The 25,904-nt window shown below is 50.2% G+C and carries 20 protein-coding genes; 17 read left to right on the top strand and 3 right to left on the bottom strand.

All coding sequences use genetic code 11. From position 1 onward, the window contains the following. Positions 1-24 precede the first annotated feature (24 nt). From AC3G2T_RS04755 to AC3G2T_RS04710, 10 genes are all read left to right on the top strand, one after another. The gene (locus tag AC3G2T_RS04755; protein ID WP_488434709.1) at positions 25-1,140 is read left to right on the top strand and encodes a glycosyltransferase family 4 protein; all 1,116 of its coding nucleotides are present in this window, start codon (positions 25-27) and stop codon (positions 1,138-1,140) included. After that, positions 1,137-2,255 (top strand): glycosyltransferase, encoded by a 1,119-nt coding sequence (locus AC3G2T_RS04750; protein ID WP_474680635.1) that lies wholly within the window; start codon positions 1,137-1,139, stop codon positions 2,253-2,255. The genes AC3G2T_RS04755 and AC3G2T_RS04750 overlap by 4 nt, the downstream gene beginning before the upstream one ends. A gap of 10 nt (positions 2,256-2,265) precedes the next feature. Next, positions 2,266-3,600: a nucleotide sugar dehydrogenase gene (locus tag AC3G2T_RS04745; RefSeq protein ID WP_488434708.1), complete on the top strand. Its 1,335-nt coding sequence runs from the start codon at positions 2,266-2,268 to the stop codon at positions 3,598-3,600. Between the two features lie 123 nt (positions 3,601-3,723). Next, complete coding sequence (locus tag AC3G2T_RS04740; protein WP_488434707.1) at positions 3,724-5,163, top strand: glycosyltransferase family 4 protein; 1,440 nt, start codon at positions 3,724-3,726, stop codon at positions 5,161-5,163. Positions 5,164-5,191: 28 nt separating this feature from the next. Beyond that, positions 5,192-6,007, top strand: a complete 816-nt coding sequence (locus tag AC3G2T_RS04735; RefSeq protein ID WP_488434706.1) for a glycosyltransferase family 2 protein — start codon at positions 5,192-5,194, stop codon at positions 6,005-6,007. Between the two features lie 4 nt (positions 6,008-6,011). Next, positions 6,012-7,085, top strand: coding sequence for a glycosyltransferase family 2 protein (locus tag AC3G2T_RS04730; protein WP_488434705.1), 1,074 nt, complete (start codon positions 6,012-6,014; stop codon positions 7,083-7,085). After that, complete coding sequence (locus AC3G2T_RS04725; RefSeq protein WP_488434704.1) at positions 7,082-7,810, top strand: glycosyltransferase family 2 protein; 729 nt, start codon at positions 7,082-7,084, stop codon at positions 7,808-7,810. The genes AC3G2T_RS04730 and AC3G2T_RS04725 overlap by 4 nt, the downstream gene beginning before the upstream one ends. Positions 7,811-7,900: 90 nt before the next feature. Further along, complete coding sequence (rfbD, locus tag AC3G2T_RS04720) at positions 7,901-8,794, top strand: dTDP-4-dehydrorhamnose reductase (protein ID WP_488434703.1); 894 nt, start codon at positions 7,901-7,903, stop codon at positions 8,792-8,794. After that, a complete protein-coding gene (locus tag AC3G2T_RS04715; RefSeq protein ID WP_488434702.1) occupies positions 8,791-9,951 on the top strand; it encodes a CgeB family protein in 1,161 nt (386 codons plus the stop codon). The genes rfbD and AC3G2T_RS04715 overlap by 4 nt, the downstream gene beginning before the upstream one ends. A 17-nt stretch (positions 9,952-9,968) precedes the next feature. Beyond that, positions 9,969-10,298, top strand: coding sequence for a hypothetical protein (locus AC3G2T_RS04710; protein WP_488434701.1), 330 nt, complete (start codon positions 9,969-9,971; stop codon positions 10,296-10,298). Here AC3G2T_RS04710 and AC3G2T_RS04705 read toward each other — a convergent pair. From AC3G2T_RS04705 to AC3G2T_RS04695, 3 genes are all read right to left on the bottom strand, one after another. Next, positions 10,295-11,290 (bottom strand): ketoacyl-ACP synthase III, encoded by a 996-nt coding sequence (locus AC3G2T_RS04705; protein WP_474680626.1) that lies wholly within the window; start codon positions 11,288-11,290, stop codon positions 10,295-10,297. The two genes, AC3G2T_RS04710 and AC3G2T_RS04705, sit on opposite strands and share 4 nt — an antisense overlap. A 174-nt stretch (positions 11,291-11,464) precedes the next feature. Continuing rightward, a complete protein-coding gene (locus AC3G2T_RS04700; protein ID WP_488434700.1) occupies positions 11,465-13,462 on the bottom strand; it encodes an alpha-amylase family protein in 1,998 nt (665 codons plus the stop codon). Between the two features lie 140 nt (positions 13,463-13,602). Then, complete coding sequence (locus AC3G2T_RS04695; RefSeq protein WP_488434699.1) at positions 13,603-14,487, bottom strand: AraC family transcriptional regulator; 885 nt, start codon at positions 14,485-14,487, stop codon at positions 13,603-13,605. Positions 14,488-14,942: 455 nt separating this feature from the next. Between AC3G2T_RS04695 and AC3G2T_RS04690 the strand changes: the two genes are divergently transcribed. The 7 genes from AC3G2T_RS04690 to AC3G2T_RS04660 all read left to right on the top strand — a co-directional run bounded on the left by AC3G2T_RS04690 (position 14,943) and on the right by AC3G2T_RS04660 (position 25,873). Further along, entirely contained in the window at positions 14,943-16,250 is a 1,308-nt protein-coding gene (locus AC3G2T_RS04690) for an ABC transporter substrate-binding protein (RefSeq protein ID WP_474680623.1), read from the top strand. Positions 16,251-16,337: 87 nt separating this feature from the next. After that, entirely contained in the window at positions 16,338-17,222 is an 885-nt protein-coding gene (locus AC3G2T_RS04685; protein WP_474680622.1) for a carbohydrate ABC transporter permease, read from the top strand. A gap of 18 nt (positions 17,223-17,240) precedes the next feature. Continuing rightward, on the top strand, positions 17,241-18,068 hold the full coding sequence (locus AC3G2T_RS04680) for a carbohydrate ABC transporter permease (protein ID WP_474680621.1): 828 nt from the start codon (positions 17,241-17,243) through the stop codon (positions 18,066-18,068). A gap of 48 nt (positions 18,069-18,116) precedes the next feature. Then, complete coding sequence (locus tag AC3G2T_RS04675) at positions 18,117-19,142, top strand: LacI family DNA-binding transcriptional regulator (protein ID WP_488434698.1); 1,026 nt, start codon at positions 18,117-18,119, stop codon at positions 19,140-19,142. A gap of 70 nt (positions 19,143-19,212) precedes the next feature. Continuing rightward, positions 19,213-20,166: a carbohydrate kinase family protein gene (locus tag AC3G2T_RS04670; protein WP_488434697.1), complete on the top strand. Its 954-nt coding sequence runs from the start codon at positions 19,213-19,215 to the stop codon at positions 20,164-20,166. Continuing rightward, positions 20,166-21,536, top strand: coding sequence for a family 4 glycosyl hydrolase (locus AC3G2T_RS04665; RefSeq protein WP_488434696.1), 1,371 nt, complete (start codon positions 20,166-20,168; stop codon positions 21,534-21,536). Before AC3G2T_RS04670 ends, AC3G2T_RS04665 begins: the two co-directional genes overlap by 1 nt. Next, positions 21,536-25,873, top strand: coding sequence for a glycoside hydrolase family 125 protein (locus tag AC3G2T_RS04660; protein ID WP_488434695.1), 4,338 nt, complete (start codon positions 21,536-21,538; stop codon positions 25,871-25,873). The genes AC3G2T_RS04665 and AC3G2T_RS04660 overlap by 1 nt, the downstream gene beginning before the upstream one ends. The last annotated feature ends 31 nt before the right edge of the window (positions 25,874-25,904 follow it).

The following is a 25,904-nucleotide window of genomic DNA, read 5'->3' as shown; positions in this document are numbered from 1 at the left end:
GGATTTGAAGGAAGGTGGACGTAAGTGAACATCTTGCTGGACGGGAAATTTTACAACGGGCACGGGTTGGCCGAAGGAAACCGCATGCTGCTGCGTATTCTTGACAAAGCCGGGTACCGCATTCGCATACTCGCCAGAGACAGCGCCGAGAAGCACAAAGTGCTGGCTGCGGAGGAGGTAGGCTACATCTCTGCTTTTGAGAATACGAAGCTGACTTCGAACGACATTTATATATATAACTGGGTCGGCTCGAGTGTGCGCTACAATCCCGACTTCCGCGTCAACATCGCCCGCACGACGTTTGAAGCCGACCGCATCCCGCACGTTTGGACTGCGGAGCTCAACAAATTCAACGAAGTGTGGGTACAGAGCTCCTTCAACAAGCGCACCTTCGCTTCTTCCGGCGTCACGGTTCCGCTGCGCCAGATCCCCAACTTTTTCGACATGAACCGGTTTTCGCCCAAAGGCCCCCGGCTGGCCGGCGTTTTGCCGAAATCTTATTTATTTTTATCCGTATTCGATTTGAAAAAGCGCAAAGGCTACGACGTGCTGCTGCAGGCGTACCTGAACGAATTTTCCAGAGGGGAGCGCGTGGCGCTTGTCTTAAAAATTCGGGACGGCAGCAAAAGCGGAGCGATTGAACAGATCATCGCCCGCCATCCGAAACATCAGCGGCTGCGCCCTCCCGTTTACATCATCGATCAAATGCTGGGGACGGAGGAAATGCTCGCCTTGTACCGCAGCTGCAGCGCCTTTGTGCTGCCTACGCGGGGCGAGGGCTGGGGCAGACCGTTCTTTGAGGCGATGCTGATGGAGATGCCCGCGATCGGCACGAACTGGAGCGGTCATACCGAGTTTATGAACGCGGATAATTCCTTCCTCGTTCGCGTGAAGCGGATGGCCCGCATCGTGAACGAAGACGTCAACTTCAACGGGCACAGCTGGGCGGAACCGTCAGTGAAGGATCTGCAAAACAAAATGAGGCACGTGTTCGAGCATCAGGAGGAAGCCAAAGCTGTCGGGAAAAAGGCGCGTAAAGACTTGCTGGCCAAATACGGCATGCGCGGGGTCGCGAAAAAAGTCGTAAAGGAGATCGAGAAATACCGCTCGATGCCGGCCGTGAAGGCGGGAGGCGGATGAGCGCCAACATTTTGCTCGACGGCATTTTCTACAACGGGCATGGGCTTGCCGAAGGAAACCGGATGCTGCTGCGCATTTTGGACAGGGCGGGATTTCGCGTGAAAATTGCCGCTCGGGACCAAAGCGAGAAATATTCGGTTCTGCCTGCGAAAGACATCGGGTATATCGCTTCCTTCGAGACGACCCGGCTGCCGACGAACGACGTGTATTTGTACAACTGGGTGGGCTCGCATCTTCGGTTCAGACCCGATTATCGCATAAATATCGCCCGCACGACGTTCGAGACCGACCGCATTCCGCAAAAATGGGTGCCTGAACTGAACAAGTTTGATGAGGTTTGGGTGCAAAGCACGTTCAATCAAAAAACGTTCGCCTCCTCCGGGGTGAAGGCTCCGCTGCGGCTGATTCCGAATTTTTTCGATTTCAGCCAATTTTCCCCCGAAGGCGCCCCGCTGCCGCTTGCCGTACCGGAAAGTTTCAAATTTTTGTCTGTGTTCGATCTGAAAAAGCGCAAGGGCTACGATATTTTGTTAAACGCTTTTTTGAACGAATTCAGCGTACGGGACAATATCGCGCTGGTCATCAAGCTGCGGGAGACCGCACAGGCGGATGTCGTCGCCAGGTTCGTCGACGCCCACCCCAAACCGAAGCGCGAGCGGCCGTGCGTCTATGTCATCGACCATATGCTCGTTCCCGAGGAGATGGCCGCCTTGTACCGGATGTGCGACGCCTTCGTCCTGCCGACAAGGGGCGAGGGCTGGGGCAGGCCGTTCTTCGAAGCGATGCTGATGGAACTGCCGGTGATCGGAACTAATTGGAGCGGGCATACCGATTTTATGCATGCAAACAACGCTTATTTGGTTGATATCAAGGGGCTGACCCGTATCGCGAATAACGAAAATCCTTTGTTTAACGGGCACTGTTGGGCGGAACCGTCGCTCAAGGATTTGCAAAAGAAAATGCGGCTTGTTGCAGGCCGCCGGGCCGAAGCCAAGGAAATGGCCAAAGCGGCAAGGAAGGAGCTGCTGCAAACGTACGATGCGAAAGAAACGGCCCGCAAAGTCGTTCAGGCTATCGTAAGGTGCGCCGAGCAGCCGAAACGAGCACACCCATAAGGAGATGGTCATGCATATGACGAGCCCCGGACCTTTTTATACGATCGCTGTCTTTGGCCTCGGTTACGTCGGGTGCGTATCGGCGGCCTGTTTGGCCGGGATGGGCAACCGCGTCATCGGCGTAGACGTGAACCGCCATAAGGTCGAGCTGGTCGGTTCGGGCAAGCCGACGATCGTCGAAACCGGCATCGCCGCCCTGGTGGAGGAGCAGCACCGCGCAGGCAGGCTGACGGCTACAAGCGACATCCAAAGCGCGGTCCGGCAGGCCGATATTTGCCTCGTCTGCGTCGGCACGCCTTCCGACAAATACGGCTACCCGGATCTTTCCTACATTTGGCATGTAGCTGAGCAAATCAGCGATGCGATCCGGGCCCGGGAAGGGTTTCAAACGATCGTGATCCGCTCCACCGTGCCTCCCGGAACGTGCCGGGACATCGAACAGATCATCGCCCGGTCGGGCAAGCGGATCGATGCCGATTTTGCCGTCGTCAGTAATCCGGAATTTTTGCGCGAAGGGACCAGCATCGACGATTATTTTCACCCGCCGTATACGCTGATCGGCACGAAACACGAACGGGCGCTGCAGATGTTGCGGCATATTTACGCTCCTATACAGGCGGAAGTACTGGAAACCGACCGCGAAGTCGCGGAGATGATCAAATACGTCAACAACTCGTTTCACGCGTTGAAAGTCGTTTTTGCCGGGGAGGTCGGCGCGCTCTGTCAATCGATGGGGGTAGACCCGCACAAGCTGATGAACCTGTTCTGCCAGGACCGCCAACTGAACATTTCACCGGCGTATTTGAAGCCGGGCTTTGCCTACGGGGGCTCCTGCCTGCCAAAGGATCTCAAGGCGCTCAACGCGATGGCCCGGGCGAGGAACGTGGAGCTGGCGGTGCTGTCCGCGGTCGAACGCAGCAATTCGCTGCTGATTGAGCGGGCTCTGGAGATGATTTTGGCGGAGGGCAAGGTCCGCATCGGCGTGCTCGGTCTGGCTTTCAAGCCGGGAACCGACGATTTGCGGGAAAGTCCGGTCGTCAAGCTGCTGGAACAGTTAATCGGCAAAGGCTATGAGATCAAAATATACGATGACAATGTGCTCGCTTCCCAACTGATCGGCGCGAACAAGCAGTATATGGAAGCTACCGTGCCCCATCTGGCGGCTCTGCTGGCTTCCGATCTGAACAGCGTCGGCGAGTTCGCCGACCTTATCGTCGTCACGCAAAAAAGCAAGGAGTATGCCGCTTTCGCTGCGGGATTTTTGCGCACAAAGCCGGTCATCGATCTGGTGCGCTTTACCGACGAACTGCCTGAGGACGGCCACTATAAAGGGCTCCTTTGGTAACTGGTCATTCGCCAATTTCCAGCCAGGCTGGGTTAACGCGGATGAATCTGCAAATAGGTATTCATAGTATGGAAGCAGACGAATGCAATCAGGTGGTCATACGAGAAAGGAGTCGGGAACGGCATGAAGAAACCGTCAGCCCTCCGCATAACTACGAAAGCTCTGAAGTCTTCCCGGAAACTGCCGGCAGCAGGCGGACAAAAGCTCAAGCCCGCAAAGCGCAAGGTCAATGCCGGCATAGGGAAAAAGCGGCCTGCCCGCTCCGGGCAAGCGGCGGGCGCTGCAAAAAGGCGGAAAGCGCATCGGCGTTCTGCCGCAGCAGGCCTTGCGCTTCGCAAGCCGGGAACCCGCATCAGGAACAGGGAAGCTTTGATCCCGCTCCTCCCGCCGCCGGAGGCGGAAGGAGCGCACGCCGAATCCGTTCCGGATCCGCCGGACCTGCAGGCCGGGGTGAATTTGATCGGCTTTATCCGCACGGAGATCGGTGTGGGGGAAGCGTGCCGTTCTATGGCCGAGACGTTGGAAATCGCAGGAGTGCCTTTCGGAATTATGAATTATAAGGATCCGGGAGCCGGGGCGGCAAGAAATAAAGATACGCGCTGGATTCATAAGGAGAGGGAAGATACTCCGTACAGGATCAACCTTTTCCATATGAATGCGGACAGCTTGAAGCAGGCTTATGATCGCCCGATTCGCCCGTTAAACCGCGACGTGTTCCGCAACCGGTTCAACATCGGCTATTGGGCATGGGAACTGCCGGAATTCCCCGACAAATGGCTCGACAGCTTCAAGCTGGTCGACGAGGTATGGGTGCCGTCCCGATTCGTCGAAGATGCCCTGCGGCCAAAATCTCCGGTGCCTGTCGTTAAAATTCCTCATGCTGTGTTCGTGAAGCATGCGGACGCTTACGACCGGAGTTTCTTCGGGCTGCCGGAGAAACCGTTTCTGTTCTTGACGATGTACGACACCCACAGCACGAAGGAGCGGAAAAATCCGCTGGCTGTCATCCGAGCATTCAAGAAGGCGTTCCCGGAAGGCAGCTCGAACGCCGCTCTGGTAATCAAAATCAACAATTCCAAAACGAATCCGGAAGATGTTCAGGCGATCAGGCAGCAGGTCGAAGGCTATTCCAACATCCATATCATCGACCGTATTTTGAGCCGCGATCAAGTGAACGCATTGCTCCAATCCGCGGATTGCCTGGTCTCCCTTCACCGTTCCGAAGGTTTCGGACTTGTGCTGGCCGAAGCGATGTATTTGGGCAAACCCGTCATCGGCACCAACTGGTCGGGAAATACCGATTTTATGAACAAGGATAATTCGTGTCCGGTAAATTACAAACTGGTTCAGGTAGGACAGGATGCGGGCCCGTATCAAGCGGATCAGCTTTGGGCGGAGCCGGATATCGAGCATGCCGCGTATTACATGCGCAAACTGGCCGCATATCCGTCCTGGGGCAAGTCGCTTGGCGTCAGCGCCATGCAGACGATCCGCGAGGAATACTCGCCGGAGGCGGTCGGGCGGCAAGTTATGCAAAGGCTGACCGATCTCGAATTGTTATAAAATTTAGATCGTACGGGAGGAAGCGGACATGGAGCAGCGGTCAAAGCGAGCAGGGGGCAAGCCGAACGCGGCATCCCGCCATGCGGCTGCGCCTGCGCCTGCTTCCGATAACGCATTTCCGAAAGTATCCGTCATCATACCGGCGATGAACGAGCAAAAAACGATCGCCGCCGTCATCGCCCAGGCACAGCGGGTCCATCCTGCGACAGAGGTCATTGTCATCGTAAACGGCTCTGCGGACGAGACCGAACAAATCGCCCGCAGCACGGGCGCAAGGGTATTCGTATTCGGCGAGCCGTTAGGCCATGACGTGGGGCGCGGGATTGGCGCGATGCACGCGCAAGGAGAAGTTTTGCTGTTTATTGATTCCGATATGGTCATACCTTTCGCAGAGCTGGAACCGTTTGTCAGCGCCGTGGAAAGAGGCGTCGATGTGGCGTTGAACAAGTACTCGGGGCCTACGCTTACGAAGCGGGTTCACCCTGTCGTGTTGGCTAAGCACACCTTGAATCTTGCGCTGTCCCGCCCGGATCTTCGAGGAGCTTCGATGACGGCGGTTCCCCATGCGATCAGCAGAAGAGCTCTGGAGCTGATTGGAGTCAGGAGCCTGGCGGTGCCTCCGCTGGCCCAGACGATTGCGGCCCGCAGAGGACTTACCCTGCAGACGGTGCATAAAGTCGATGTCGGCCGTCTGAATCCTAAGAAAAGGAAGTCGTTCCGGGTAGATCCGCTGCAGGATCTTATCGTAGGAGATCACCTGGAAGCTATCGAATGGCTGCTCGCGGAGGCTGGGGAGCGGGGCCAACAGACGGATTTGTCCCGGGATCGATCTTTTGTGGGGTGAAACTATGAAGCGCACAGCCGACGGCCGGCCATCAGGCAAAAAACAGCCGGTCAAACAGGAAGCCGGCAGCAGCAAGCGGCGGGTCATCCGCCCGTCTTCACCGGCATTCCTGCAAAAGTTCCAGCGGTCCGGGAGCAGATATGCCGCCGATCATCCGCTGCCGAAAGGCGCGCCGCCAAACGCATTTATCAATTCGCTCTGGTATTCGTGCTACATTCACGAAGGACAACAAATACAGGCTCCGCAATATGCCCCATGCATGAAGGCGTTCCTCAGGGGGTACTGTCTGGGCGCGGGCATGAAGAAGCCGGACTGGGTGCTCATGCCGACCTTGAAAAGCGTCGCAGCAGTCATTACGGTGCGCAATGAAGGAGCGACGGTATCGAAAGTGCTTGCGGAGCTGAGCCGGCTGCCGCTGAAAGAAATCATTGCCGTCGTCAACGGATCGGCGGACAACAGCTTTTCCGAAGCCAGAAAATGCCCGTCCGCCACGATCGTCCATATCCCGGAAGCGTTGGGGTATGACGTAGGCCGCTCGATCGGGGCTAAGCTATCGACCGCGGATATGGTGCTGTTCCTTGACGGCGATATCCCCATTCAGGCGGAACGGCTGATACCATTCATTCTCGCTGTAGAGCGGGGAGCCGATGTGGCGCTTAACGACGTGACTCCGTTCATCGGTTCTTTCGCGGGCAGGGATAGCGTGACGATGATGAAAGAGTTTTTGAACATCGTCCAGGACAGGCGCGATTTGAACGCGAACTCGATGACGGCGGTTCCTCACATGCTCTCGCGCAAAGCGATCGAACGCATCGGGACGGGCAACCTGGCCGTTCCGCCCAAAGCCCAGTCGCTCGCCATCCGGCACGGTCTCTCCGTTTGCGCTCCCGCGAGCGTCGATGTCTTTAAAGCGAACAAAGCGACCGGGTTCAACAAAGGGGCGGCGAATCCGGTTTCCAAGCTGATTCTCGGCGATCATCTGGAGGCTTTGCACATGTTAATGGAGAAAAGCGGCAGCCGGCTCCGCTACGAGGACGATATAAGGCAGCGGTCCGCATTTGCGGAGGGAACGACATGAGCATGACGAGCATTATCATCCCCACCTACAATGCCCAAAAACTGCTTGGGGACTGCATCGCATCCATCCGACAGCATACGGATACCCCCTACGAAATTATCGTAGTCGATAACGGATCGACAGACGGAACGATTCCGTTCTTGCTCAAGGAAGCCGTTCCTTTCATCTCGTTCCATGAAAATAAAGGCTTCCCGATTGCCTGCAATGCAGGACTTAGGCTTGCGAAGGGCAGCGAGCTGCTGCTGCTCAACAATGACGTGCTGCTGACTCCGGGCTGGCTCCGCAATATGCTGGATTGTCTGTACCATCGGGAGGATGTGGGGCTCGTCGGGCCGATGACCAATTATGCCAGCGGCCGGCAGATGATGGGCGATTCGTACACAACTTTGGAAGAAATGACGCAGACATACAACGTCGGCAAAAAAGGAACGTATACGGAGGTCATGCGGCTGATCGGCTTCTGCCTTTTGTTCCGGCGCTCGGTGTCGGACGCAGTCGGTCTGCTCGATGAGCGGTTCAGTCCGGGCCATTACGAGGACGACGACTTTTGTTACCGCGCGAGGCAGGCAGGCTACCGGCTAATGATCGCGGAGGATACGTTCGTGTTTCATTACGGCAGCGCCAGCTTCAATAAAAAAGGCAAGGAGCGGTTTCAAAAGATCGTGGACCGTTCGCGGCAGCTTTTTTTGGAAAAATGGGGAGTCGATCCGGCCGCTTTCATATGATGGAAAGGATGCAAGGCCGATGCCATTTTCACGAGGAGGATTGCGCATGAGTACGACCAGGATAGCGGGAGCCGAAGGAACGAACGCGCCATGAAACGGATTGCGCTGCTGGGCGCTAACGGACAATTGGGAACCGACATCAGCCGCGTATTTGCCGGCAATCCGGCGTACGAGATCGTCCCGGTCACCCGCAAGGAGTTGAATCTGGAAAACACGGAAACGATTATCCCGTATCTGGAAAAGCTGGCGCCCCTCGATGCCGTGATCAACTGCACGGCTTTTACCAACACGGAGGCGTGCGAAAAGGACCCGCTGAAGGCGCTGGTCGTCAATTCGATCGCGCTGCACCGGATTGCCGTGTTTTGCAAGCAGGCGGATGCCGCCTTGTTTCACTTTAGCACGGATTACGTCTTTGACGGCATGAAGGAAACGCCTTATGCGGAAGACGACACGACGTATCCGCTCAATGTGTACGGCAGCACGAAGGCGGCGGGGGAAAAAGTGGTTGCCGCCTATATGGACCGCTATTTTATTTTTCGCGTGTCCTCCTTGTTCGGCGCTGCGGGTTCGAGCGGTAAGGGCGGCAATTTTGTCGAAACGATGATCCGTCAAGTCCGGCAGGGCAAGCCGGTTTCCGTCGTTGACGATATCGTCATGTCGCCGACGCATACGATGGACGTGGCCAAGGCGGTCTACGCGTTTTTCGAGCGCGATGTGAGCGAATACGGCATTTATCACTGCTCCTCGGAAGGGGCTTGCAGCTGGTATGAGTTTGCCGTCACTGCGTTCGGCTTGTATGGCATCGATTTTGAAGCGAAGCCGATTCCGTCCGGCCTCTACGAAAGCACATGCAAAAGGCCTGCCTACAGTGTGCTGGATTCCGCGAAACTGGGCCGTTACTACCGGATGCCGCACTGGAAAAGCGCGCTGGAGCAGTATTTGCTGCTGAAAGGGCATGTGGCGGAAAGCGGCGGACAGCCATGAAGACCGCAAAAACGCCGCCGGGCGGCGGTGCACAGCCGAAGGCCGCTGCGACCGGCCCGGATAGCGGCTGGGAAGCCGGGAACCGGGCCGGTTACCGGCAGGGCTGGGAGCACGGATTCCATATGGGCCGCTGCCAGCGGATCATCCGGGATTTTCCCCGGGAAGAGGGCATTCTTTGGGATTTGAAGATTATGTATGTCAAAGCCTCCGGCCCCCCTTATGCCGCGATGGACGAAGGCATTGCGGACGGCCTGCGCAAGCTGGTGCGCGAGACGATCGCCGTAGGCCCTCGCGACAACGTCGTTTCCATCGCCAAGGCGACCGGGCCCGATCTCGTCCTTGTGCTGGACACCGCCGGCAAATCGCTGGCGATCGACAAGGTGAAGGCTATCCGCTCGGCGGGGATACGGACGGCGGTATGGCTGCCTGACGATCCTTACCATACGGATCTGACGATGCTGCTCGCGCCTCATTACGACTACGTTTTCACGCTGGAGAGCAGCTGTGTCGACGTATACCGGTCGCTTGGATGCAAGCATGTGCATTATTTGCCGTTCGGCATTAACCCGGACGCGGTCAATCCGGCCTTTGTGCCCGCCTCGTACCGCAAAGACATTTGCTTCATCGGCTCCGCTTTCTGGAACCGGGTCGCGTTCATGGACGAAATGGCGGGTTACCTCGCCAATAAAAATGTTTGGATCAACGGACTTTGGTGGAACCGGATGAAATCCTACCGCAAGCTCGCCTCCAAAATCCACAACGTCTGGCTCACTCCGGAGGAAACCGCGAAATATTACGCGGCTTCGAAAATCGTCATCAATCTGCACCGCTCGATCGACGACAAGTCTCATAACTGCAACAGCAGGCGCATTCCCGCCTATTCGCCCAATCCCCGGGTGATGAGCATTGCGGCATGCGGCACGCTGCAGCTTACGGATATGCGCCGAGAGCTGGCAAGTTTGTATACGCCGGGCCAAGAGCTGGATACTTTCGATTCTCCCGGCGGGCTGATCGAGAAGATCGAATACTATTTGAGCCATGAAGAGGAGCGGCAGCGCATCGCGCTAAACGGATTGTCCCGAACGCTGCGGGAGCACACGTACCGGAGGCGGCTGCAGCAGCTTTTAACGATAACGAACGGGGACTCCGCGAAATGAGGAAGGTGAGGAATGCGATGAAAACGAAACAAACTGACAGGCCCAAGCGGAAAAAGCCGCTGGCCCGGGCAGGGAAGACGGCCGCGGCCGGGACCATCGCCAAGGAGGGCAACCCGCGCGGGCGCGGTTCGAACCGGCAGGGGCCGAGCGGGCACAGCCGCCTCCATGGAACTTACCGGCAAGGCTTCGACCACGGATACGACAGGGGGTATGCCGAAGGATTCGGCAAAGGCTTTAAGGCGGGCCAGGACTTTGCCGATCCGGCTCCGCCCGCGCCGGGAGATGCACTGGGGGGTGCACCGGGAGATGCGCCTGTGAATGCACCCGGGATTGAACCTGCCTTTTAGCGCAAGTCCCACTTCATGAGCAGTCCCGCATGCGTCAGGCCGCCGCCAAAGCCGTACAGCAGCAGCGTATCGCCGGCTTTCACCTTGCCTTCCTTGACGCCGAGATCGAGTGCCAGCGGAATGGAAGCCGCGGAAGTGTTGCCGTAGTATACGAGGCTGTACAGCGCTTTTTCGAACGGAATGCCGCTCTTGTCGCAGATCGACTCGATAATGCGGAGATTGGCGCTGTGCGGGACGAACCAATCGATGTCTTCCAAGCCGAGCCCGCTTTTCTCAAGCAGGGCGGCGATGCCTTGCGGCACCGTGGTCACGGCGAATTTGTACACCTCGCGCCCGTTCTGCACGAGCTTGCCGTCGCCGGCAAGCCGGATGCCGTGCAGCTCGGAGGCCAGCCCCGTGCGGTACACATGCTTGCCTCCGGTGCCGTCGGAACCGAGATGATGAGCGAGGAACGACGGCTGCTCATCGTCTTTTTCCACCAGCACGGCGCCTGCCCCGTCGCCGAATAAAATACAGGTGGAACGGTCGGTATAATCCGTTATTTTGGACAAGCTGTCGCCGCCGACGATGAGAATTTTCCGGTGGACACCCGCCGAGATCAGCCCGCTTGCCGTATGCAGCGCGTATGTAAATCCGGCGCAGGTGGCGTTCAGATCGTACGTGCCGGTCGCGGGAATGCCGAAATGCGCCTGAATCAGACACGAGGTCGAAGGGAACGGCAGATCTGGCGTATGCGTAGCGACGATGATCAACTCGACGTCGTCCAGCCGCGAGCCGTATCGGGAAGTCATGTCCTCGACGGCACGGATGCAAAGATGGCTCGTATATTGCTCGGCGGCCGCAATCCGGCGTTCCCGGATGCCGGTCCGCTGGACGATCCATTCGTCGTTCGTGTCGACCAGCGCTTCCAGGTCGGCGTTGCTCAGCACTTTATCCGGCACATAACTGCCGATTGCCGTAATTCGGGCATGCAATGAAGGGGCTGTGTGCATAACGTTCACTCTCCAATGGTAAAGTATATAGTATCAGATATTAGTACCAGGTGCTAATTTATAGTTTTACTCTAAATCAAGCTAGTCGAAAAGTCAATTGTTGTTTCCTTTAAGAACAATAAAAGACGATTCCTTATTCAAAAAAATGAATTAGAATCGTCTTTTAAACGAACTTTAAGTTTGAAATAAGATCATTTGGTGACCTGTAAGACTCACGGACACGCAAGTATAGCCTTCTTCGTTCGTCATATGAGGTATAGTTATCATCTCGGGCAGCAGCATGGCTTGTTTTACCGACTCGTCCAATTTGATCTGCACGGAGATGTCTTTTAATGTAACCACATCTTCGATGATCTGGGTATCTCCACGCAAGATGGGAACGGCATAGAGCAAATGCAGCACGTATTCAGTCCCATTGGATTGACGGGTCAGGTTTACTCTACCAGCGGAAGGCAGTTCGGTTTTCACTGTTGGTGCTGAGATAAACTGCTTAACACACGCAAGGAATAAGTCTCTATATAGCTGCACGCCGTGTTTCCGATACAACCTGAATAGAGGTTGAGCGATATAGATGATATTGCCGTGTTTAATAACGGCCGGATAATCCGCTTCTTCTTTGGCCGGAGCATGGAGATGCGAACAGAAATGCCCGTATCTACGGTTGAAATAAGGCCTGTAGGACTGGGCCAACAGTTCAGCTTTGTTCACCTGAACTTGATAACCCGATTCATAATTGAGAAAAGGGGATCTCACTAGTGAACCAGTTAGTTGATGAGTGACTAAGGTGTAATCCACATCCCACTCTGATTTCCCTTTAAATTCAACGCCTAGATCTAGCGCGAATTCAGGGCGGTCAGCCCAAAGTCCACTTTCTGCGCTCAAAATCACATTTCCGCCGCTAGCTATATAATCTTCAAGTTTGCACTGTAAGGTATCAGATACTCGAATGCAGTCGGGCAGTACGATAATTCGATAGACGGAGAAGTCCATCGAGTCATCAATGATATCGAACAAATAGTGGCCCTCTTCCAGCATCATATAAGCACCCATGTCACTTGTTCGGCTATCATCGGCATCCATGAGAGCATTGGCTGAAAGGATGGCAATCTCGGCTATGCTGGTCGTATCCATACACCATGGTTCTTTGGCCGCAATTCCATCGAAAGCTTCCCCAATAATCCGGTAGGTTTCTTCGTCCATTCGTCCGTCTGGGTGGAGCTGATCCCCGATACAAATTCTTGCGCCGAAAGCTAGCATTTGCTGGCATTCATACTTCAGAGCAGTCGGACTTTTGAATCCGCCGAATTCTCCCCACGATTTGTGGAATTTCCCTGTCATTCCAAGAAACTGGAAGTCTTGTTTGCGAATGTACCGAACCATGCTGGTGAAGTAATCATAACCCCATCCGCCTGTTGGCAGCGATTCGATGTCGTAATGTGAATAGTAAGGGTAGTATTGTTTTTCGCCCATTTTTTCCGTGCAGCAGTTATGATACAGTCTGGTTCCCGGGTTAAGGGACCAGATTAGTTCGGAGGTCTTCTGCAAGTAATTCAAGTACACTTGTTTGGCCAATTGCTTGCGGTGATCCGCGTTGTTTGCATCAAGACCCATTTCTTTGAGGTTAGCGCGGCAGTAAGAACATACGCAAGGATATTCTCCTACAATATCGTAAAAGATGCCGACTGGCTGGAATCTCTCCATAACTTCCTTCGTATAGTCCAGAAGATACTGTAAGTACGGTGTGTTCAGACACAGCATATGCCAACCGTCAAAGCCGGTCGAACGGGGGGCCTCTGGATCCGATTTCGGTGGACCGTAAGGGTCATCACCTTCGGGGGCGATCGCCACCCAATCAGGATGCTCGCGGGCAGAAAGTTCATTAAATCCAACCGTAATATATATTGGAGCTTCGATGTCATTTTTGGCGCAAGCATCTAGCATGCGCGGCAACATATTCGTTTCCAAATGAGGGTGTGGCTTCCCGACCTTCGTGTCAAAATAACTCCATCCATGATGGCACATCGCGAAGACGTTGATTGTATTTACTTGAGCACTTTGCAAAACAGAGATGAATTGTTCTTCATCGAAATTTCTGCCAACGCCGGTAATGTGCTCGGACGTATGGAAGTCCAGGTGGACTTGGCGGTAACGAATAGATCTAAATGACTTCATAGATTCACATTCTTTCTACGTGTATTGTTATTTCTTGTGAACCGTCAATCCGGATGGAAACTCACATTTAGAATAACAAAAGCGCTGTGAACTGTCTTTGAAGGAATGTGCGATATTTGTACAAAACTATCCTAATCTTTTTAATATCCCTTCCTTAATCGTTTGCGATATGCGGAGGGTGACTCGCCGTAATTTTGCGTAAATAATCGCGAGAAGTAATGTATGGAACCAAAACCAAGGTCTTCGGTGATATCGGTGATAGACAGATTGGTCTCACGCAGAATCTTTTTGGCTCTCTCCAGCTTGCATTTAATCGCATAAGAATGAGGGCTCATGCCTATTTCCTGGATAAATAACTTATGCAGATACGATGTGCTTATCCCTAGTTGTGAAGCCCATTGCTCAATAGAAATATTATGTTGAGGAAATTCCTTCATTTGCTTCATGATCGATTGCATTCTTCTGTCACTTTTAAGGATGGGATTCCGCCAGAGGTTCGCCAATTCTGAAACGAATTGCTCAAAAGCAGCCCTTCTGAAAAGCTTGGCATCTTCCTGTGTCTGCTCGATATTTTCAATGACATGCAGATATAATTCCATCCATCTCATCTGTTTGGGGGCGTGCATTTTGGTAGGAATCGTAGGCAAATCGTGAAATACGACGTTAGGTGAGCACTCGGAAGTATCACAGATCTGGTCTCCGAAATGAAACAAAGACATATCTCCCGCTCGGGGTCTCGTGTTGATCCAATCAAAGTAAATCGAAGCATGAACCATCGGATGCTGGTGATCTGAATGAAAAGAGTGGGGCAGGCCCGGCGGAATGTAAAATAGCTCTTCTCTGGTACAGGAATACATAGATGTTCCAATGGATATTGAACCCTTGCCTTCATAAATGTATACAAATGAATGCACGAACGATGTGCGCGGACCAATTCGCTCATTGGGACGAAACGGAAAATAATCGGCACGAAATATTTGCGGCACAATGTCCGAAAGTTGTATCGTTTTCACTTCTAGATTCATATATGCAGTGTCACCTCGATCACCTTAATATTTGTATAATACAATACTTTATGAATGAGATTTGCAGGATGAAAAAATAAAACATTTGTAAATTTATGCCATTGTCAAAAGAAGATAATCGATTTATACTTTGAACCAGAAGCATAGTAAACCTTCTGGTATCGATACCAGAAAACGCTTTATGTATTCAGATTTTAATTATTTGGGTATTTAACGCTGAAGTTGGTATCGATACCAGATTGTAATCTTACACGGGAAGGTGGTTAGCCTCTGCGGACGTTTTGCCTGTCATTCTGGAATCGATACCAGAAATAATTCTTAGACGAAATGTTTATGCTAATGGAAAACGTGAAATCAAGAGGGCGTCGTATGTGGTTGGGGAAAGCTGAAATGAGCCTTGGAGTTACAAATGTCTGATGTGATATCAAATTTCTCTAAATCGGAGGAACAAAACTATGAAATTTAAAGCATTGTATAGTGTGCCACTAGCTCTTAGTTTGATTCTTGTCGTTTCTGCCTGTGGTGACCAGAATAATACGAGTACTTCGACGCAAAAACCAACAACGACCGGTTCTAATCAAAATGAAAGCGCTTCTAACCAGAAGATTTCGTTAACGATGTGGTATTGGAACGGTGCGATATCCGATTCAACCATTGAAGCAGCGAAGAAAAAATTTCCGAATATTGATTTGCAAGCACAGAAACTTCCGTCCGGGGGTGACTATGCTACCAAGTTAAAAACAACCATCTCAGGTGGAGGAAGCGGGCCGGACATCGTAGCGATGGATAGCTGGATTTCTTCCATGCTGCCTTACAAAGAAAAATTCGTCAATCTATACGACCAAGGCGCTAAGGACATTCAGCCTCAGTATTTGGACTGGAAATGGAAAATGGCCGCGTCAGCAGATAACAAATATTTGATCGGCTTGCCGATCGACGTCGCTCCTGTAGTTATGTACTACCGCAAAGATTTGTTTGAGAAGGCGGGAGTGCCTAGCACGCCGGAAGCCATTAAGAGCCAAGTGAAGACATGGGGAGATTATTTCAGTCTTCAGCAGAAAGTGAAAGACGCAACTGGATCGCAATTGCTATCCATTGTGGATGTTTTCAGAAACATCATAGGCCAGAATAGCCAAGGTTATTTTACGGAAGATGGGAAATATATTGGTGATCAGGCCCATATCAAAGGTGCTTGGGATTTGGCTGTGAAAGCATACCAATCCGGCTTAACGTACCCGAATGTTAGTGATGCTGAGAAAAATGCTGCCATGAACAACAGCAAAGTTTCTTCTTTCATCGGGGCGTCTTGGGCCGTTGGTGATTTGATTGGCGCAGCTCCTGACACGAAAGGGAAATGGGAGATTGCCTACCCGCCTGGTGGCGTGGGCAATCAAGGTGGATCATTCTTCGGATTGTTGAAAACAACGAAAAATCCGAAAGAAGCTTATGAAGTGATTAAATTCCTTACAAGCCCTGACAATCTGGTTGCTGGATACAAGGAATTCGGTAACTATCCGTCTACGCCGGAAGTTTACACGAAGCCTGAAATGGTCAATAAAAATGAGTTCTTCGGAAATCAAGATTTGAGCCCGATATTCGCTGACGCGGCAAAAGATGTAAAAATCGCACTTGTCGATGCAAGAGACGATATGGTCGGTACTTCTTTGACCGATGAAATTGGATTAATTGACACGCAGAAGAAAGACCCGGAAAAAGCTTGGAAAGATGCGCAGGAGAAAATTAAAAGGCAGCTTTCACGCTAAACTGGATTTGGCAAGAAAATGAATGAAATAATGGATGCAGGTGAGGAAAGGGACTTCCTCGCCTTATCCAATTAGCGGAGGAATAGCATGGGAGGTCTTTTTAAAGAAATTTATAAGAGCAGAACACTGTATCTATTTATTTCTCCATTTTATCTTTTGTTCCTGATCTTTTCTGTATTTCCCATTTTGTTCTCGATGTACTTAGCCGTACATAAATGGGATGGAATCGGGGAAATGAAATATGTTGGATTCAAGAATTTTGATTACATGCTCCATGATCCGACTTTTTGGAAGGTGTTAGTCAACAATATCGCACTTTGGATATTGGGGAACGCCCCGCAGCTTCTATGTGCATTGGTCGTCGCCTATATCATCAATTTATCCATCGTAAGATTCAAAGGCTTTTATAGAATTGCTTATTTTCTTCCGAATGTAACGGCTATGGTGGCTGTTGTCATTATCTTTCAGTCTTTGTTCGGCAACGAATACGGGTTGATTAACTATTTGATGGAAAAAATCGGCTTTCATAAGATCGCGTGGTTAAATTCTGAATTTGGGGCCAGAGTCGTGATTGCCGCCATGATTTCATGGAGATATATGGGGTATAACGCAGTTATTTATTTATCGGGCTTGCAAAGAATTCCAAAAGATCTGTACGAAGCAGCAGAGCTGGATGGCGCTACATTATTTCAAACTTTCACCCAAATTACGATACCCATGCTCAGACCCATCATCTTGTTCTCAGTGATGATGTCGACCATCGGCGGGTTTCAAATTTTCACGGAACCTCAAGTATTAGCTGGAAATCAAGCACCATACCCAGGTACCGATACGATCGTTCTTTATATGTTCCGGGAAGGTTTTAATTATCAGAATTATGGTTATGCAGCTGCGGTATCTTGGGTGTTATTCATCATCATCGGCTTATTATCCGTCCTCAATTGGAAGTTTTTCAACAGATCGGATGATTGATAAAAAGGAGAATACAAGATGATTGTTGAAGTATTGACCAAAAAAGTAATCGTAAATAGTTTATTGTTGATCGGTGTCGCGATTTCCATATTTCCGTTTTACTGGCTTATTGTCATGTCTACGAATGAGACAAGTGCAATCTTTGCTTTTCCTCCGAAGTTAACGTTCGGAACTAATTTTATGAATAACTTTCATCATGTATTGGAGAAAAGCAATTTTATTCGTGCCTTCTTCAACACAGTTTCCATTGCCTTAATGAGCTGCACGCTTCAGCTATTTTTCAATTCATTGACGGGATTTGCGTTTGCCAAATTTAAGTTTCCAGGTTCTAAATTGCTCTTTTTTGCCATGATGGCTACGATGATGATTCCTGCGCAAATGCTGCTTGTCCCGCAATTCATCATCATTAAGGAGTTCGGGTGGTTGGGAAGTTATAAGGCCTTGATTATCCCGGGCATGGCAAGTGCATTCGGAATTTTCTGGATCAGGCAATATGCGCTTGCGATTCATGATGATTTGCTTGAGGCTGCGAGAATCGATGGCTGTAATAAATTTGGACAGTATTGGCATGTTGCTTTGCCGATTCTAAGACCTGCACTAGCCTTTCTCGCTATCACGACGTTTATGGGAGTTTGGGAAGATTACTTATGGCCATTGATCGTATTGACGGATACATCCAAATTCACATTGATGTTGGCCTTGCAGCAGTTAAAATCGGCTCATTCGGCAGACTATTCCATGGTCATGACTGGAGCTCTTATGGCTACCCTTCCATTGATTGTCTTCTTCCTTATTGTGAGCAGACAATTCATCGCTGGGATCACAGAGGGGGCAGTAAAAAGCTAAGATATACGTTGGAAGAGAACACGTTTTTCGGAAGGTAGGGTGACAAAGTTGGCTCCAAAGATTAAAGATGTCGCCAAACAAGCGGGCGTTTCCGTGACTACGGTTTCGCGGGTGCTTAATGGAGAGAAGTACGTAAAGGACGATCTAAAAGCTAAAGTGAAGAGAGCTATTGACGAGCTCGGGTACGCGCCTAGTCATATCGCAAGGAGTCTGGTACGGAAAAAGACGAACCTTATCGGTGTCATTGTCCCAGACCTCACGTCAAGCTTTTACTCGACTATTCTAAGCAGTATTGAAGAAACAGCAAGTCGGAATGATTACAATCTTTTGGTGTGTAACATTATTGAGGATACCGATAAGGAATTCAAATATTTGAAAGTATTTCATGAAATGCGCGTTGATGGCATTATCATTATGCATGAGAAATTGAATGATGAGATCCGGGCATTTTTGAATAAACTGGACATTCCGATTATTTTCTCAAGTGTAAGACCAACTGATCAAACGTTCCTTTCTGTGATCATTGATGATTACGCGGCAGCCTTCGATGCAACCCATTATTTGATAGAGCTTGGACATCAACGAATTGGCTTTATTGGCGGGGACATGAGAGATGTGACCTCCGGCCAAAATCGCTATATCGGGTACCGCGATGCTCTATCCGAGCGCAGCATCCCCATCGTAGATGAGCACATTCGGTTCGGCGATTATAAAATACAAAGCGGATACAATCTGATGAAAGAGATTCTGGCTTGCGGTACCCATCCATCCGCTGTATTTGCTGTGAGTGATGATATGGCTGTAGGGGCTATGAATTGCATTCATGATCATCAGTTGCAAGTTCCTGAAGACATTTCGGTCATAGGATTTGACGGAAGTCAGTTGACGGAGTTGGTTCGACCACAGTTATCCTCGATGGAGCAGCCTATTCAAGAAATGGGGAAAGTTACGGTGGAAACGCTGCTTGATTTGATTACAGGAGAAACGGAAACGCCAAAGGTAGATATCATTTTGAAACACAAGCTTGTTGTCCGCAATAGCTGTGGGCCTTATCGTGAAGACAAAAAGGCATAGAAAAACGTAGATATAGAGAAACGTAAACGCATAGATATTTATTTATCTGGATTGAGAGAGGGAGAGTATATTGAAAAAATTTGATGCGGTGGTCATCGGTGACGCCAATATCGATCTCGTTGTGGCAGGACTTACTCAAATTCCTCAGCCTGGGCAAGAGATTTTCGTTAATAATATGACGATGCATGTTGGCGGGGGAGCGGCTTTGTTCGCGATTTCACTCGCTAAGCTCGGGCTTGATGTAGCTTTTAACGGTGTTCTTGGAGATGATAGCTACGGCCATTATGTTCGAGACGAGTTCGGTCGATATGGTATCGATACCAGTTTGATAAGAACGAGTAAAACGAGTAATACCGGTATTACGATAGCGATTAATCCCGAGGCGGATCGGTCATTTATTACTTATGGGGGATCCAATATGGAGCTTCATATAAAGGATTTGGACCTGTCACAAATCGCTCAAGGGAAACATGTCCACGTAACCGGATATAGAGGAAGACGCAACCACGAAGAATTCATCGCGATGGCTAAACTACTTAAGGAGATGGGTATGACTCTTTCCTGTGATGTAGGCTGGGATGATTCCGGCGAGTGGTTTAAGGGTGTTTTCGATTTAATGACTTACTTTGATGTGTTTCTAATGAACGAAACGGAAGCTTTTCATTACACAGGCTTCGATGATATAGAAGAAAGTTTACGTTTTATGGCGAATTACTCCAATCATATTGTAGTTAAACTTGGTCCAAAAGGGGCCGCAGCCATGAAGGAGGGCCGGATAATCTATCACTCGGCTTTTCCTGCCGAGACTGTAGATACAACCGGCGCAGGGGATTCATTTAACGCTGGCTATATTTATGGATATTTGACGGGTCAACATGTAGAAACATGCTTGCAGTACGGAAATGTTTGCGGAGCACTATCTGTCGGCGCTCACGGCGGCAGCACGGGCACACCGGACAAGGATGGGCTTGATGCCTTTATCCTTCAATTCGGAAATCATATCAAAGAACGTATGGAGGCGTAATGATGAAATTGACCTTAATCGGAGGCGGCGGGGTTCGCGCCGTGTTATTTACCAAAAGCTTAACGTTAAAAGCAGAAGATGCCGGAATTACTAAGCTTGTTCTTCATGATACGGATGAGGAGCAGCTTGCTGTTATCTCCAAATTATGCCAAATCGTCATCGATCGTAGCGGAATCAACCTTCAATTGGAGACGACGACAGATAGCCGCGAAGCCATTAAGGGTGCCGACTACATTGTAACTACGGTACGTGTAGGTAAGGAATGGTCACGGTATGTAGATGAGCAGATCGCTCTAAAGCATGGCGTGATCGGTCAAGAAACGACGGGACCAGCCGGGTTCTCGATGGCGATTCGTACGATTCCAGTTCTCATGGAATATTGCGAGATTGCTAAAGAGCTTGCGCCGCAAGCCTGGATCTTTAATTTCTCGAACCCGTCTGGACTCGTAACGCAATCCTTGCGAAATGCGGGTTACGATCGGGTGATCGGAATCTGCGATTCGCCAAGCCATACGAAGCTGAGAATGGCGGAGCAGCTAGAGATCGATCCGAAGGAGCTTGAAGTTGAATTTTTCGGACTAAATCATTTGTCATGGATGACCAAAGTGATTTACCAAGGCAAGGACATTATGGCGGAGCTTAAGAATGATCCTGATTTTACAAGTCGGGTGGACGAATTCAAAATGTTCGACAGCGATTTGCTGAAATCACTTCCTTTTCTGCCGAATGAATATTTGTACTATTACTACCACCGCGAAAAGGCCTTCGCCAATATTGTCAAATCAGGCATGACGCGCGGCCAAATGATCGCTGAGAATAATAAGGAAATGCTGGGTATCTTACGTGAGATGGATATTGAAAGCAACCCGGATGAAGCCATTCAAACCTATCTGTACTATACGCAAAAAAGGGAAGCTTCTTACATGGCGATTGAAACTAATTCGGCGTCGAAGCCAGTGTTACCGACAGATCAGCTGGAATTGCCTAACTCCCTTGGATATGCAGGTGTCATGCTGGATTTCGTGGAGTCGCTGCAAACGGGTGTGACCCATAATATCGTCCTGTCCGTACCGAATGAAGGCAGTATCGAAGGGTTCGCGGACGATGACGTCGTTGAAATTTCTTGTGTTATTACGAAAGACGGAGCAAAGCCAGTTCACATCGGTTCCGTGCCAGAGGAAATGAGCCTGTTGATGAAAAATGTGAAACTGTTCGAACGGCTTACCGTTGAAGCTGTTAAACATAAGTCGCGTGATTTGGCTATCCAGGCACTCACGGTTCACCCGCTTGTTAATTCCTATTCCATTGCTAAGCTGCTTGTCGATGATTATTTGGAAGCCTATAAGGATATTCTGGGGGATTGGAAATAATGAACTTGCCTGATGCTGTCACGTCCTTGCTTGAAGAAGCGGAGATTAAGCTTGCTGGGCACCCGAAATTGCTTGCCATGTTCAAGAACTGCTACCCGAATACGCTTGAAACGACAACTAAAATCATGAACGATAATACCGCCTTTGTATTCACTGGGGATATCCCAGCGATGTGGTTAAGGGATTCCAGCGCGCAGGTAAGGCATTATATACCGCTTACGGTCGGAGATAAAGAACTGCAGGACATCGTTGCGGGCTTGATTCGCAGGCAAATCGCCTATATTCATATCGACCCTTATGCAAATGCGTTCAATGAGGAAGCGAACGATAACCGGTACGATCAGGATCTGACCGAGCTGAATCCGTGGATTTGGGAACGCAAATACGAAATTGATTCGCTCTGTTACCCGATCCAACTGTCTTATCTGTTTTGGAAGGCGACGGGACGGACGGATATGTTCGACGATTCCTTCCGGACAGCGGTTCATATCATTATCTCGCTATGGAAAACGGAACAAAGACACGCCGAACAATCTCCTTACCGGTTCGCCCGAGTAGCTTGTCCGCCAAGTGACACGCTGCGTAATAATCGGATGGGTATGCCCGTAAATTATACAGGGATGACTTGGTCTGGATTCCGGCCAAGCGACGATGCTTGTACGTTCGGCTATTTGATTCCAGCTAATATGTTTGCGGTCGTGGTACTCCGATACATCGAGGAAATTGCCCGGATCGTATGGGACGATCAGGAGTGTGTACAGCTTGCGGCGGAGCTTCGCGAAGAGATAGACTGTGGCATTCAAACCTACGGCACTTATCTTCATCCTAAGTACGGAAAGATCTATGCGTATGAAACAGACGGATTCGGCAATTACAACCTGATGGATGACGCCAATGTTCCCAGCTTGCTGTCGATTCCTTATTTGGGTTACACGACCTTTGAGGATCCAGTCTATCAGAATACGCGTAGATTTGTTCTAAGCAGTGACAATCCATACTTCTTTGAGGGGAAATATGCGAAGGGGATCGGAAGTCCGCATACACCGGCTGGCTACATTTGGCCGATCAGCCTGGCAATGCAGGCCCTTACCTCAGAGGATGAAACCGAAGTAAGTGAGCTTCTGGAGATGCTGCTGAGGACGGATGCGGATACGGGGTATATGCATGAAGGGTTTGATCCGAATTCCCCGACCGATTATACGCGTCCATGGTTCGCTTGGGCCAACAGCTTATTCGGTGAGTTGATCCACTGTCTGATGGTAAAAGGTTACTTTAATAAAGCCTTGACGAAGGAGAGAGTGGTCACATTGATTCACATCAATCGATATTGGGAAGACTTAAGCGTTTTGCAGGTGAACAGGGAGAATCCCCGAGCCCATTATATCCCTTATGCGGATGCGGGATCTGCGAAATCCGGTAAACGTGCGCGTTCCCCTTTTTATCAGACATTGAATGGAAGTTGGAAGTTCCAATATCATCGCAGTGTTAGGGATGTAGAAGAAGCTTTCTACGAGGAATCGGCGAATGTCAGCGCTTGGGACGAATTAATCGTTCCTTCTTGCTGGCAGGTGAATGGCTATGATCAGCTTCAATACACCAATATCAATTATCCTTTTCCTTGCGATCCTCCTTATGTACCGGATAACAACCCAGCTGGACTGTATGTGAGAGAGTTCAACCTTTCGGGTCACTGGGACAAAAAGGACAAATATATCGTCTTTGAAGGGGTTAATTCTTGCTTTTACCTATGGGTAAACGGCAAGTTTGCCGGTTACAGTCAAGGCAGCCGAGTACCTGCGGAATTCAACGTATCTTCCTTGCTCCGCGAAGGGAAAAACCGTATTGCCGTCATGGTGTTGAAATGGTGCGACGGTTCTTATCTGGAAGACCAAGATGCGTGGCGGTATTCCGGAATCTTCCGGGATGTATATTTACTTGCACGCGATTCTGTCCATGTTCGAGATGTGTTCAATAAACAAACGTTCGAAGACGGTTTCCGGAAGGTGACCCTGCTATCAGAACTGGAAACGACGGGTCAGGTTACGATCCGAGCCGAATTAAAAGATGCGGAAGGTAACATCGTGGGTACGGATGAAGCTGCTGTCGACGGAAAAGGCACGCTTCGTTTCGAGGTGACGGATCCGGTCTTATGGAATGCCGAGAAACCGAATCTGTACCAACTCTATGTTCATAGTGGCAACGAGGTGCTTCATTTTCCAGTCGGATTCAGGCAAATAACAATTACAGATGGTGTTTTCCAGATCAATGGACAGGCGGTCAAGCTAAAAGGCGTCAATCGCCACGATTCCCATCCTGAGCTCGGACAAACGATTCCGCTGAATCATATGATCAAAGATCTCGTTCTGATGAAGAAGCATAATATTAACACGATCCGCACTTCCCATTATCCGAATGATTCCCGATTTATGGATCTATGCGACGAGTACGGTTTCTATGTCATTGATGAAGCTGACTTGGAATGCCATGGCATGGGGACGGCCAGCGAGGAATGGAATGATACGAATATCCATCTGCTTTCTCAGAAACCTGAATGGAAAGCCTCGTTTCTAGATCGGGCTATTCGTATGGTGGAACGGGATAAGAATCATCCGTCGATCGTGATGTGGTCATTGGGCAACGAATCTGGTTACGATGTTAACCATATCGCGATGGCTGAATGGACCCAATCGCGTGATGCGTCCATACCGGTTCATTATGAAGGTGCTGCTTCAAATCAAGCTAATTCCGACGTGGAGAGTCTCGATATGGTAAGCCGAATGTATGCTTCCGTGCAAGAAATTGAAGCATATGCCCAGGACGAGAAACAGAAGAAGCCGCTGTTCCTGTGCGAATACAGCCATGCAATGGGCAATGGTCCAGGCGATTTGAAGGATTATTGGGATGCCATTTACAAATATCCGAAGCTCATGGGCGGCTGTGTGTGGGAGTGGTGCGATCACGGCATCAAAACCGTGTCGAAAGATGGTACGCCTTTCTTTGCTTATGGGGGCGATTTTGGAGATAAGCCTAACGACGGCAATTTCTGTATCGATGGTCTGGTTACGCCGGATAGGAAACCGCATACGGGGCTGCTGGAGCTCAAAAAGGTGATCGCACCCATTCGCATTGAAGCGCAGGATTTGCGAAAAGGTACGATCAAGGTAACGAACCTTTACGACTTCATCGATTTATCCCATTTGGGGCTTCATTGGAAGGTAGAAATGGACGGACAGATCGTCCAGCAGGGACAGCTTTCGTCTATTGATGCCGCACCGCATAGTCATCAAATGGTGACAATTCCTTATGATTTGCCGGAAACCTCAGCGGGAACCTATATGCTGACCTTATCCTGTTGGTTGAAGGAACAGACGAATTGGGCGGAAGCCGGTTACGAAATCACATTTGAACAGTTTGGATTGCCCGTGGAGCAGGTGAAAGAATCTGGTGATAGCTTACGGCAGATGTTCCCTCTTCAAACTTATCAGGAGGGAGATATCTTGACGATCGAAGGTTTTGATTTCTGCCATTCCTTTGATTTGTATAGCGGAACGATACAGAAGATGTCCAAGCAGGGAGTGAATATGCTCCAGGCTCCGGCTGGGCTTACAATTTGGCGCGCTCCAACGGATAATGACATGCATGTGAAGGAAAGATGGTTGAACGCAGGTTATGACCGAACGGCAATGAAGATCTACCGCTGTAATTGGACAAAAATAGACGAAACAACTGTTGAAATCCAGAGTGATTTCTCCCTAGGCAGTGATAGCCGGTTTACCGTCCTTCAAGGAGAAGCAATATGGAGAGTAGATGGCAATGGCGAGATTTCAGTCAAGCTGCAAGTAAAAGTGGGAGAAAAGCAGGACTATCTTCCTCGTTTTGGCCTTCAGCTTACGATGCCTCAAGGTATGGAGGAAGTCGAATACTTAGGCTTCGGACCGCATGAGAGTTATATCGACAAGCGTCAAAGCGTGAAAAAAGGCAGATACCTGATGACCGTCGATGAGATGTTTGAAGATTACATTATGCCTCAGGAAAATGGGTCCAGGTATGGAACAGAGTGGGCTATTGTTTCCAATGAGCAAGGGATGGGCATCAAGTTTTCCTCACCAGAGGATTTCTCTTTGAATGTGGCCCATTTTACGCCAGAGGATTTGACAAGAGCGGGTCATAACTACGAGCTTGAGAAGAGGAAGGAAACGATCGTCCATCTGGATTATAAGATGAGCGGGGTAGGATCCAATTCTTGCGGACCGCAGCTTCTTGAGCCATACCGTCTTGATGAGAAAGAATTCGCGTTTGAACTCCGTTTAATGCCGGTGTTTAAAGAGGATGAATAGATTGCCACAGCCGTACTCTCTTTGATTGGTC

This window comes from Paenibacillus sp. sgz302191 (genome assembly GCF_057749925.1).
This window is presented reverse-complemented; position numbering and strand designations above follow the sequence as displayed.

Excerpts from the sequence above, each read along its gene's own strand:
- AC3G2T_RS04750 (WP_474680635.1), top strand. The coding sequence starts at position 1,137 with ATGAGCGCCAACATTTTGCTCGACGGCATTTTCTACAACGGGCATGGG.
- AC3G2T_RS04745 (WP_488434708.1), top strand. The coding sequence starts at position 2,266 with ATGCATATGACGAGCCCCGGACCTTTTTATACGATCGCTGTCTTTGGC.
- AC3G2T_RS04740 (WP_488434707.1), top strand. The coding sequence starts at position 3,724 with ATGAAGAAACCGTCAGCCCTCCGCATAACTACGAAAGCTCTGAAGTCT.
- AC3G2T_RS04735 (WP_488434706.1), top strand. The coding sequence starts at position 5,192 with ATGGAGCAGCGGTCAAAGCGAGCAGGGGGCAAGCCGAACGCGGCATCC.
- AC3G2T_RS04730 (WP_488434705.1), top strand. The coding sequence starts at position 6,012 with ATGAAGCGCACAGCCGACGGCCGGCCATCAGGCAAAAAACAGCCGGTC.
- AC3G2T_RS04725 (WP_488434704.1), top strand. The coding sequence starts at position 7,082 with ATGAGCATGACGAGCATTATCATCCCCACCTACAATGCCCAAAAACTG.
- rfbD (WP_488434703.1), top strand. The coding sequence starts at position 7,901 with ATGAAACGGATTGCGCTGCTGGGCGCTAACGGACAATTGGGAACCGAC.
- AC3G2T_RS04715 (WP_488434702.1), top strand. The coding sequence starts at position 8,791 with ATGAAGACCGCAAAAACGCCGCCGGGCGGCGGTGCACAGCCGAAGGCC.
- AC3G2T_RS04710 (WP_488434701.1), top strand. The coding sequence starts at position 9,969 with ATGAAAACGAAACAAACTGACAGGCCCAAGCGGAAAAAGCCGCTGGCC.
- AC3G2T_RS04705 (WP_474680626.1), bottom strand. The coding sequence starts at position 11,290 with ATGCACACAGCCCCTTCATTGCATGCCCGAATTACGGCAATCGGCAGT.
- AC3G2T_RS04700 (WP_488434700.1), bottom strand. The coding sequence starts at position 13,462 with ATGAAGTCATTTAGATCTATTCGTTACCGCCAAGTCCACCTGGACTTC.
- AC3G2T_RS04695 (WP_488434699.1), bottom strand. The coding sequence starts at position 14,487 with ATGAATCTAGAAGTGAAAACGATACAACTTTCGGACATTGTGCCGCAA.
- AC3G2T_RS04690 (WP_474680623.1), top strand. The coding sequence starts at position 14,943 with ATGAAATTTAAAGCATTGTATAGTGTGCCACTAGCTCTTAGTTTGATT.
- AC3G2T_RS04685 (WP_474680622.1), top strand. The coding sequence starts at position 16,338 with ATGGGAGGTCTTTTTAAAGAAATTTATAAGAGCAGAACACTGTATCTA.
- AC3G2T_RS04680 (WP_474680621.1), top strand. The coding sequence starts at position 17,241 with ATGATTGTTGAAGTATTGACCAAAAAAGTAATCGTAAATAGTTTATTG.
- AC3G2T_RS04665 (WP_488434696.1), top strand. The coding sequence starts at position 20,166 with ATGATGAAATTGACCTTAATCGGAGGCGGCGGGGTTCGCGCCGTGTTA.
- AC3G2T_RS04660 (WP_488434695.1), top strand. The coding sequence starts at position 21,536 with ATGAACTTGCCTGATGCTGTCACGTCCTTGCTTGAAGAAGCGGAGATT.